This is a genomic window from Stenotrophomonas sp. STEN038, assembly GCF_056759895.1.
In genome coordinates, this window is the sequence record NZ_JBRRDW010000085.1 from 1 (window position 1) to 10,406 (window position 10,406).

The 10,406-nt window shown below is 64.1% G+C and carries 7 protein-coding genes; 3 read left to right on the top strand and 4 right to left on the bottom strand.

Annotated features, from left to right (window positions below; genetic code table 11):
* Positions 1–118: 118 nt before the first annotated feature.
* Complete coding sequence (locus ACVOLS_RS20605) at positions 119–661, bottom strand: DUF6630 family protein (protein ID WP_481547173.1); 543 nt, start codon at positions 659–661, stop codon at positions 119–121.
* 141 nt (positions 662–802) lie between these two features.
* Between ACVOLS_RS20605 and ACVOLS_RS20610 the strand changes: the two genes are divergently transcribed.
* Positions 803–1,051, top strand: a complete 249-nt coding sequence (locus tag ACVOLS_RS20610) for a DUF3297 family protein (RefSeq protein WP_481517905.1) — start codon at positions 803–805, stop codon at positions 1,049–1,051.
* Between the two features lie 155 nt (positions 1,052–1,206).
* Here the strand turns inward: ACVOLS_RS20610 and ACVOLS_RS20615 are convergent, their stop codons facing one another.
* Complete coding sequence (locus ACVOLS_RS20615; RefSeq protein WP_481547174.1) at positions 1,207–2,853, bottom strand: Na+/H+ antiporter; 1,647 nt, start codon at positions 2,851–2,853, stop codon at positions 1,207–1,209.
* 204 nt (positions 2,854–3,057) lie between these two features.
* Complete coding sequence (locus ACVOLS_RS20620) at positions 3,058–3,852, bottom strand: DODA-type extradiol aromatic ring-opening family dioxygenase (protein ID WP_481547175.1); 795 nt, start codon at positions 3,850–3,852, stop codon at positions 3,058–3,060.
* 101 nt (positions 3,853–3,953) lie between these two features.
* On the opposite strand from ACVOLS_RS20620, the gene ACVOLS_RS20625 reads away from it, so the two are divergent.
* Positions 3,954–4,856 carry a LysR family transcriptional regulator gene (locus ACVOLS_RS20625; protein WP_481547176.1) on the top strand — a complete coding sequence of 301 codons (903 nt, stop codon included), beginning with the start codon at positions 3,954–3,956 and terminating at the stop codon, positions 4,854–4,856.
* On the opposite strand, the gene ACVOLS_RS20630 is transcribed toward ACVOLS_RS20625, so the two are convergent.
* Entirely contained in the window at positions 4,848–7,760 is a 2,913-nt protein-coding gene (locus ACVOLS_RS20630; protein ID WP_481547177.1) for a bifunctional diguanylate cyclase/phosphodiesterase, read from the bottom strand. The genes ACVOLS_RS20625 and ACVOLS_RS20630 overlap by 9 nt on opposite strands.
* A gap of 354 nt (positions 7,761–8,114) precedes the next feature.
* On the opposite strand from ACVOLS_RS20630, the gene ACVOLS_RS20635 reads away from it, so the two are divergent.
* Complete coding sequence (locus tag ACVOLS_RS20635; RefSeq protein ID WP_481547178.1) at positions 8,115–10,220, top strand: M13 family metallopeptidase; 2,106 nt, start codon at positions 8,115–8,117, stop codon at positions 10,218–10,220.
* Positions 10,221–10,406 lie beyond the last annotated feature (186 nt).

Here is a 10,406-nt window from a genome sequence, read left to right on the forward strand (position 1 = left end):
GCGTGTTGACGAGCCCTGTCTATCACTATGGCCTGGCGGCGGGCCGCCACCGCTTCCCCTCCCCCGCCCCCCGAGACCCCTGCCGCGCGCGCGCCCCCCACTACAGTTGCTGCGAGACTCAGAACGGGTCGCTGCCCGGGCGGACTTCCACACCCAGCAACGAGCACAGTGCCAGCATCGCTTCGTCGTCGCGGCTCAGTGCCACCCAGCCGGCGTAGGCGTCGCCACCGGTATTCCAGTTCCACACCGTGTACCCGTGCTCGCGCAGGCGGTCATGGGCGGTGGTCATCAGCGTTGGTACGTCGAGGTCGTCGGTGAAGTCTTCGTCGTCGAAGTCACCGCCCCAGGCGATGTCCAGGTTCCAGCGCACCGCCATCTCGTTCAGCGCGGCGACGAAGGAATCGGTGTCCTTCCAATCCACGTAGAAACCTGAACGCCAGTCGATGGCATCCTTCAGGTCCCACAGCCATTGCTCGTCGCTGGCGTCTTCCTCGTTACCCGCGCGCGCCTCGCGCCAGGCATCGAACTGCTGCAGCGCGGCGTCCTCATCGCCGGGGTTGATCAGCCACAGCAGGTTCCAGACCCGCGCCGGATGGTCGTCTTCGTCGAAGTCCGGTTGCAGTTCATCGGAGTCTTCGTAATCGGCACTGTTGTCAGGCATGAGGCGGCTTCCACTACGTAATGCCGCGCATTTTGACGCTCCCGGGCCGCCAACGGAAGCCATCAAAAACCGAAGCGAGGGCCGCAGCGGTTATCCTGTGCGGCAGAAGTAGGCCACGGTGGCCTGCACCCAAGAATCACGATGAGCGATACCCCTCCCGATCATTTGGCGATCAACCCGCAGAGTCCGTTCCACAATGCTGAAGCCCTGCAGCGTGGTGTTGGCGTCCGTTTCAACGGCATCGAGCGCGATGACGTGGAAGAGTATTCCGTGCAGGAAGGCTGGATCCGCGTCCAGGCCGGCAAGGCCCGTGACCGCCGAGGCAACCCGATGACGCTGAAGATCAAAGGTACGGTTGAGCCGTATTTTCTTGAGTTGAAGAACGCTTAAGAGCTTAAAGGCTTGCCCTCACCCCCAACCCCTCTCCCGCTAGCGGGAGAGGGGCTGGTGCACTGGCAGCCGACGCGATCCGAGCCCCTCTCCCGTTTACGGGAGAGGGGTTGGGGTGAGGGGAAGCTCCTGGCTAACGAGCCCCCAAAACACCCTCAATCCCGCTGCCGCGTCTCCAGCAGATCCAGATTGCGGATCAGCTTGCGCGCGATCTCATCGGATACCTGCCCGCGTCGGGTCAACCGGAACAGCTCCTCGCGCTCGGCATTCAAGCCAGCCGTACGCAGACTGCGATAGGCCTGCTCCATGCGCCGCACTTTCTCCGGGTCTTCATCCGGGCCCTGACCTTTCTCCAGATTGCGCTGGTACAGCAGGCTCACCCGTGCCGCGGCATCGTTGAGCAGTTGCACCGCCGTGGTCGATTGGCCCTCGACCAATCCCTGCCGGGCCTTCTCGACCGCCGCCAAGGCCGCCTTTGATGAAGCTCTGCGGGCCAGGTCCTCCTCGCGCCGGCTGTCGTCGTCCTTGGGCAGCTCCAGGCCTTTGAGCAGGCGCGGCAGCATCAGGCTGGCACCGACCAACGACACCAGGATCACCGCAGCGGCCAGGAAGATCACCAGATCACGCGCAGGGAATGGTTCGCCACCGGGAATCATCAATGGCAACGTCAACACGCCAGCCAAGGTGATCGCACCGCGCACGCCGGCCACCGACATCGCCAACACCACCCGCCACGAGGTACTGGTAGTTTCTTTTTCGCCACGCATCCGCGCCCGCAACAGGTTCCAGCGCAGCGACAGCCATACCCAGACCAGCCGCAGTACCACCAGCACGGCATTTATGGCCAGCACATAGACCAGCAGCCACCACGCGCTGTGATGGCCGGTCTCCGACATCGTCTCGATAGCGCGCTCGACGATGCCCGGCAATTGCTCGCCCAGCAGCACGAAGATGATGCCGTTGAAGCTGAACTGCACCATGTTCCACACCGCATTGCGCTGCACGCGCATGCTGCCGCTGATGCGACCGGTCAGCTCCACGTAACTCATGGTCACACCCGCGGCCACTGCCGCGAGGATGCCTGACGCGTGCAGTTCTTCGGCCAACAGGTAGGCGGCAAAGGGAATCAGCAGATTGACCAGCAGCGCCGCGCCAGGCTCTTCACCGAAGCTGCGCCACAACCAGCGCTGGAAGGTGGACACGCTCCAGGTAACCGCCACGCCGATGGCAAGGCCAGCGAACGCCACCCACAGGAAGGTCAGCGATGCCTCGGCCAGTGAGAACGAACCGGTCATCACCGCCGCCACTGCGAAGCGGAAGCAGACCAGGCCGGAGGCATCGTTCAACAGCGACTCGCCTTCCAGGATGTGCATCAGGCGCTTGGGAATGGGAACGCGTGAGGCAATCGCGCCAACTGCCACCGGATCGGTAGGCGAGATGATCGCCGCCAACGCAAACGCCACTGCCAACGGCATCGATGGAATCATCCAGTGGATGAGCAGGCCGGCGCCAAGCACGGTGAACACCACCAGCCCGAACGCCAGCTCCAGGATGGCGCCCTTGTCGCGGAACAGGCCCTGTTTGGGAATACGCCAACCGTCCAGGAACAGCAGCGGCGGCAGGAACAGCAGGAAGAACATGTCCGGCTCGAGCGCATGGCCGCGATTGAACACACCCGCAATCAGCGCGCCCAAGCCGATCTGCACCAAGGGCAACGGCAATGAGAAGGGGAGGATTCTTACCAGATAGCCACTGGCGACTACCGCCACCAGCATCGCCAGAACTACTTCAATCGTGTGCATGCCCGTTCCACGGATTCACTACCACGACAGCAGGCTGCCGACTGGCAGTGGCGGATGAATACCGGGAAATTACCACAGCAATCAGGCGATGCTGTTGTCGATGTGCTCCATCATCGCTCGCAATCGCATCACGCCAGCGTCAGATCACTCAGCGTGCAGCGCTGGTTCCTGCGCTGCACGCCGACTGTCACCTGCTGCCGTCAGTCACGCCTTGCCATCAAAGCGGTAGATATCCATTGCCAGGAATCCCATGTCGATACCGGCATCAATCCGTTGCGCACCCAGTTCATCGCTACCGGCCGCACCCATCGCGAAGTACAGCGGCAACAGGTGTTCATCGGTGGGATGCACCTGCGCCGGGAACGGCGCCTGCTGGCGGTAATCGAACATGGCCGGCAGATCATCGGCCTCCAGTTTCTCCTCCACCCATTGGATGAACGGGCGCACATACGGCGCTTCCTTGCCGTCCTGGTAATTGCGCCAGTCATGCAGGTTGTGGGTGATGCTGCCCGAACCGATGATCAGCACGCCCTGCTCACGCAGCGGCGCCAATGCACGGCCCATCGCAAACTGGTGCTTCGGGCCCAGCCCCGGCTGGATCGATACCTGCAGCACCGGGATATCGGCCTCCGGATAGAGATAGCGCAACGGCACCCAGGCACCATGATCGAGCCCGCGCTGCGGGTCGATGCTCGGCTGCAGGCCGGCATCGGCCAGCCGCTGAGCCACGTCCTGGGCCAGCGCCGGCGCGCCCGGTGCCGGGTACTGCAGCTGATAGAGCTCCTCCGGGAAACCACCAAAGTCGTGGATGGTCTCCGGCTGGGCTGCCGCCGATACCTGCGGCGCGCGCCGTAGCCAATGCGCCGAGGCCATGACGATCGCCCGCGGCCGCTGCATCCCGGCGGCCAGTTCGGCCAGGCGCGGGCCAACCAGCCCCGGCTGCAGGGCGGTCATCGGTGAACCATGCGAGATGTAGAGGGAAGGCAGCTGGCTGCTCATCGTGGGCTCCCTGACGGGGTTTGGGGAGCGCACAGGTTATTGCTCGGAGCACCAGCAACAAATAATCTCGACAGCAACGTTTTATTGCGGAAACGGAAACAATGGACACCATCGATGCCATGCGGGTGTTTGTCGCGGTGGTCGAACGCAATGGCTTCAGCGCCGCCGCCGATGCCTTGGACCTATCCACCGCCGCCGTCACCCGCCAGGTCGCCGCACTGGAGAAGCGCCTGTCCACGCGCCTGCTCAACCGCACCATGCGCCGGGTCAGCCCGACCAGCACCGGTGCGGCCTACTACCAGCGTTGCGTGCAGCTGCTGTCCGAGTTCGACGAGCTGGAGGCCTCGGTTGGTGCACAGGCGCTGCAGCCGTCCGGACGGCTGCGTATCAATGCGCCGGTCAGTTACGGCATCGCCCGGCTGGGCGCGCTGCTGCCGGATTACAGCGCACGCTACCCGCAGGTGGAGCTGGATCTGCAGCTGTCCGACCGTCTGGTGGACATGGTCGAGGAAGGCTTCGATCTGGCCATCCGCATCACCCGCCAACCCGCGCCCAACCTGATTGCCCGGCATCTGGCCCAGGTCCGCATCCGTCTGTGCGCAGCGCCGTCCTATCTGACCCGCCGCGGCACGCCTGCCACCCCGCAGGACCTGGCCGCACACGAGTGCCTGTCCTATACCTACTCCGCCGCCGGCGAAATGCTGCAGCTGCAAGGGCCGCAGGGCGAGGTCAGCATCGCGCTGCAACCGCATCTGCGTGCCAACAATGGCGAGGTGCTGCGTGAAGCCGCCATCGCCGGCATGGGCATCATCGCCCAGCCCGATTTCATCATCGATCAGGCACTGGCCGATGGCCGCCTGGTACCGGTACTACCAGAGTGGGAAGTACCGGCCATCGGTATCTATGCGGTCTATACCAGCCGCAGCCATTTGGCACCGAAGGTGCGCAGTTTCATCGACTATCTGGTCGAATGCCTGGACGAGGACGCGACCCGCTCAACTTGAGCGGCTACCTGCCAGCATCGTCAGCACCTGCTCCAGCGGCATCGGCCGGCCCAGCAGATACCCCTGCACCTGGTCGCAGCCATGCGCGGCGAGCCAGCGCCGCTGGCCTTCGGTCTCCACGCCCTCGGCAATCACCGACAAGCCCATGCTGTGGCCCAACGACAACAGCGCACGGCAGATGGCAGCGTTGCGTGGATTGCTTTCGACGTCGCTGACAAAGCCACGGTCGATCTTCAGCGAATCCAAGGGCAGGTGCTGCAGGTAGGACATGCTGGAGAAGCCGGTACCAAAATCATCCAAGGCCACACCCACGCCATTGGCATGCAGATGGCCCAGGGTCTGCAGCGCCTGGGTCGGATTGCGCATCAGCACGCTCTCGGTGAGTTCCATCTGCAGCGCGCCACGGGCCAGGCCGTGGTCCTGCATCGCACGGCTGAACTCGCCGACCAGATCGCTGTTGAACAGCTGCACGGCCGAGACGTTCACCGCGATCGGCAGATGCTGCCAGCCAGCGATGGACAGTTGCTTCTGCGCGCGGGCAGCGGCGTGGATCACCCAACGGCCGAGCGCGATGATCAGTCCGGTGTCTTCGCATAGCTGGATGAAGTCAGCCGGCGCGATGAAGCTGCCATCGGCCTGCGGCCAGCGCAGCAAGGCCTCCAGCGCCACCGGGCTGCCTTCGGAGGCATCCATGATCGGCTGGAAGTGCAGCAGGAATTCGCCGCGGTCGATGGCCATATGGATACGCCCGGCCAGCTGCAACCGCTCGGTATAGTGCGCCGCCATACCGGTGTGGAAGTGCAGCAGCGCCACACCGGTTTCGCGCGCGGCATGCGCGGCCTGTGCCGCGCGACCCAGCACCTGCTCGGCGAGTTCACCGTCGCGCGGGCAGCTGGCCACACCGATGCGTGCTTCCAGCTGGTGATAGGTATCGCGGCCGCGGATGGGCTCGGCCACCGCCGCCAACAAGGCATTGAGCGCCATCTGCGGGTCGCCCTCGCCTTCGATCGCCAGCACGAAGTCTTCGGCCGGCTGGTGCGCCAGCAGACCATGGCGGGCGGCCAGGCCACCCAGCCGCACCGACACCGCGCGCAGCGCCTCCTCACCGGCATCACGGCCCAGGGTATCGGTGATCATCTGCAGGCCACGCAGCTGCACGTGGGCGATGGTGTAGCCGCGGCTGCCGGCATCCAGGCGCTCGGACAGCGCACGCACGGTCAGCAGACCGGTACCGGCATGGTGACTGGCGCGGTAGGCCAGTTCATTCTCGTAGCGCAGACGCTGGCTGACATCTTCGGCCAGCACCAGGCAGGCATTGCGGCCGGCGAATTCCAGCTTGGCGAAATGCGCCTGCACGTGGAAGGCACTGCCGTCCTTGCGCAGATGGGTGCTGATCTGCAGCCCCAGCAGGTCGCCGCTCAACGCACGGCCGGCGGTCTGGCGGATCTCATCCCATTCCGCTGCCGGACGTATGTCGAGGATGGACATCGCCAGGAACTCATCGCGGCTGTAACCGTATTGATCGATCGCGGCCTGGTTCACTTCCAGGAAGCGCAGGGTAATCAGATCGAAGATCCAGAACGGCGCCGGGTTGCGATCGAACACCAGCCGGAACTGGCGCTGCGCCTCCTGCGCGCGCGCCTCGGTGGTGACCCGCTCGCTGATGTCGACCACCGCGCCGGCCAGGCGCTTGCTTTCACCGGCATCATCGACCAGCTCACCGCGCGCGGACAGCCAGCGCAACGAACCATCGCCGCTGCGCAGCCGGAACATCGCGTTCAAGGCACCCTTGCCGGCCAAGGCACGCACGAGCATGTCGTTGAGCCAAGCGCGGTCTTCCTCGTGTACCCGCGTCAAAAACCCTTCCAGCGAAGTGCTGCGCCCCGGCAGGCCCAGCATCTGCTGGGTCAGCGCCGACCAATACACGATCGGTCGTGCGCCATGAATGGACCAGGTGCCTACCTTGCCAACTTCGTGTGCCAATGCCAGCTCGGCATTGCCGGCCTGCAATTCTTCGCTGAGCTGCTGCTGGTGTCGGGTACTGCGGTCAACCCGATACAGCAGGTAGGCAAAACCGGTCAAATACAGCAGATAGACGCCGATGGAGGCATACAGCAGCAGATACCAGCCCGCCATCACCTCACGGTAGGACAGTGAGGCGTACAGACTCAACGGGAAATCGGTTGGCACGCTGACCGCGGCGATGCGGCGTTGGCCGTCAAAAGGACTGGTCACCACACCACGTTTCAACACCGTCGGTGACGGCGGCAGAACCCGCATCGGCTTCGCCAGGGGCCTGCCAACCAAGCGCTCCGGGTCGCGGCTATGGGCGAGCAACTGCCCGTAACGGTTGCCAATGGAGGCGGTGCCATCGCGGCCCAGATCCAGGCCGCTGACAACCTCCTGGAAAGCGCCAAGCCGCACCCGTGTCAACAACCACTGACCGGGCTGCACCTGCAGGGCTGCACGCAGCACCCAATGCTTGTCGGCGGTCTGCTCCAGAGCACCGAGAAAAAGGCCACCGTTGAGCAGGCGATTCTCCGGAACCACCCAACTCTGCAACGTGAGATCGCCCACCCCAGCTGACAGCGGCACACCGCGATCATCCACCAGGGTGATGGATGCGAGGTCCTGGTTGCGCTCCAGCACACCGCGCACGCTGGCCTCAAACAAGGCAGGTGCCTGCTCAGGCACCTGTCGATAGAACTCCCGGGTATCGCTGGCGGTGCCGCGCAACGCGCGTTCCCAGGTGACCAACTGCGCGCGCAGCAAGCGGCTGCTGCCACTGGCCAACGCCGCCGACTGCCGCTGCGCGGCCTCAAGCCGACTGCTGCGGTCATTCCACAACATGCTGATCATGCCGCCTGCCAACAGCAAACCCACCGCCACACCGGCAATGATCATGACCCGCAATGGATGAGCCGGTGTCCGAGTCACCGGTGAGTCCAACGTATCAGTAGGCGGAAAGCTGGCATTGCGTATGTTGGTCCTGGCATCACTACAACTAGGAACCGGCAGGTGGGGACCTGCAACGGCCGCATGCGAACACCACATACTCCACCCTGCGAATGTCTCCCCAGACACCACCTGCAGCGCGTTCGCTCAAGCATGCAGCACAATCACCGTCGGCGTGAAGAGTGCGTGACCAATTTTCTCGCATTCCCCGCACTTGTGCACATCCGTCAAGTGCCAGAATCAATATCTTTGTGAACGGGGTTCGAGGTCTAGACTTGTCATACACATCCTCCGGATACCGTCATGGCTTTGCAACGTTCTTTCCTCGTACTGGCAATCGGCAGCGCACTTGCCCTCAGCGGCTGCGCAAAGGACGCCAGCACGCCCGCCACTGATACCAGCGCAACACCCGCGCCCGCCAGCAGCGCTGCCAAACCGCAGCTGGGCAGCTTTGGCTTTGATGCCGACGGCATGGATCGAAGCGTGCCCGCCGGCGACAACTTCTACGACTTCGCCAATGGGCAATGGGTGCAGCGCACCGAGATACCGGCCGATCGCTCCAGTTATGGCAGCTTCAATGTGATCGCAGAGAAAACATTGGCCGACACCCGCGCCATCATGGAGGAAGCCGGCAAGGCCAATCCCGGCGAAATCCGCAAGATTGGCGACTATTACGCCGCATTCATGGACGAAGCCGGCATCGAAGCGCGCGGCACCACGCCGGTGCAGCCGGCACTGCAGGCCATTGCCGGCATTGCCGACAAGCCGGCGCTGGCCAAAGCCCTGGGTGCCAGCATGCGTGCCGATGTGGATCTGTTGAACGCCACCAACTTCTACACGCCGCACCTGTTCGGCGTGTGGGTGTCGGTGGATCTGCTGCAGCCCGATCGCAACGCGCCCTACCTGGTGCAGGGCGGCCTGGGCATGCCAGACCGCGACTTCTACCTGCAGGACGGCCGCATGGCCGAGCTGCGTAAGGCCTATGAAGGCTATGTGGCCAAGCTGCTGGAGCTGTCCGGCGACAAGGATGCGGCCGCCAAGGCGGCGCGCATCGTCGCACTGGAAACCAAGATCGCCCGCGCGCACGCCACCCAGGAAGAAACCAACGACGTGCAGAAGGGCGCAAACGCCTGGAAGCAGGCCGACCTCGCCGGCAAGGCACCGGGCATGGATTGGAAGGCATTCCTGGAGGGCGCCAACCTGGGTGCACAGCAGGACTTCATCGTCTGGCAGCCCAAGGCTGTCGCTGGCCTGTCCACGCTGGTCGCCAGTGAGCCGCTGGATGTATGGAAGGACTACATGGCCTTCCATGCGTTGGATGAAGCCGCAGCCTATCTGCCCAAGGCCTTCGCCGACGCACACTTCGCCTTCCACGGCACCGCGATGAGCGGCACCCCGCAGCAGAGCGATCGCTGGAAGCGCGCGGTTGCCGAAACCAACAGCGCGGTTGGCGAGGCGGTTGGCAAGATCTACGTCGAGCGCCACTTCGATGCCAACACCAAGGCGCGCGCCGATGAGATGGCCAAGAACATCATCGCCGCCTTCGCCAAGCGCATCGACGCGCTGGAATGGATGTCGCCGGAAACCAAGGCCCACGCCAAGGCCAAGGTTGCCGGGCTCAAGGTGGATATGGGCTACCCGAGCAAGTGGCGTGACTACAGTGCGCTGGAAGTGAAAGCGGACGATGCACTGGGCAACGCCCAGCGGGCCTCGCTGTTCGAATACCAGCGCAATATCGCCAAACTCGGCAAGCCGGTCGACCACAGCGAATGGGCGATGCTGCCGCAGACCATCAATGCGATGAACGTGCCGCTGGAAAACCGCCTGGTGTTCCCGGCAGCGATCCTGCAGCCGCCGTTCTTCGACGGTGCCGCCGATGATGCGATCAACTACGGCGCCATCGGTGCGGTGATCGGTCATGAAATCAGCCACGGCTTCGACAATGCCGGCGCGCTGTTCGACGAAACCGGCAAGCTGCACAACTGGTGGACGGCGGACGACCTGAAGAAGTTCAACGCTGCAGGTGATGCGCTGGCGATGCAGTTCGACAGCTATGAGCCGTTCCCGGGCGTGCGCGTCAACGGTCGCCTGACCCTGGGCGAAAACATCGCCGACGTTGCCGGTCTCGGCACCGCCTATGACGCTTACCGCCTGTCACTGCAGGGCAAGCAGGAGCAGACGCTGGAAGGCTTCACCCCGGACCAGCGCTTCTTCCTTGGTTTCGCCCAGGCATGGCGCAGCAAGGCACGCGAGCAGGCGCTGCGTAATTCGCTGCTGACCAATGTGCATGCACCGGGCCAGTTCCGTGCACTGACCGTGCGCAATCTGGATGCGTGGTACCCGGCGTTCGAGGTCAAGGAAGGCCAGAAGCTGTATCTGGCACCTGAGAAGCGGGTCAAGGTCTGGTAATGGCTTTGCGCTCCCTCCCTTTGGCCGACGGCCAAGGGGAGGGTTGGGGATGGGTGCGCTGCTTAGTTGGAGGTAGTGCCGAGCCCAACCAGGGAGGGGGGTTTAACCAAAAACACCACCCCCGCCAAGCTCGGCCCCAACCCCATTAACCCACCACCCCCCGCCGGGGGGGAGGGGCGCGGGGGG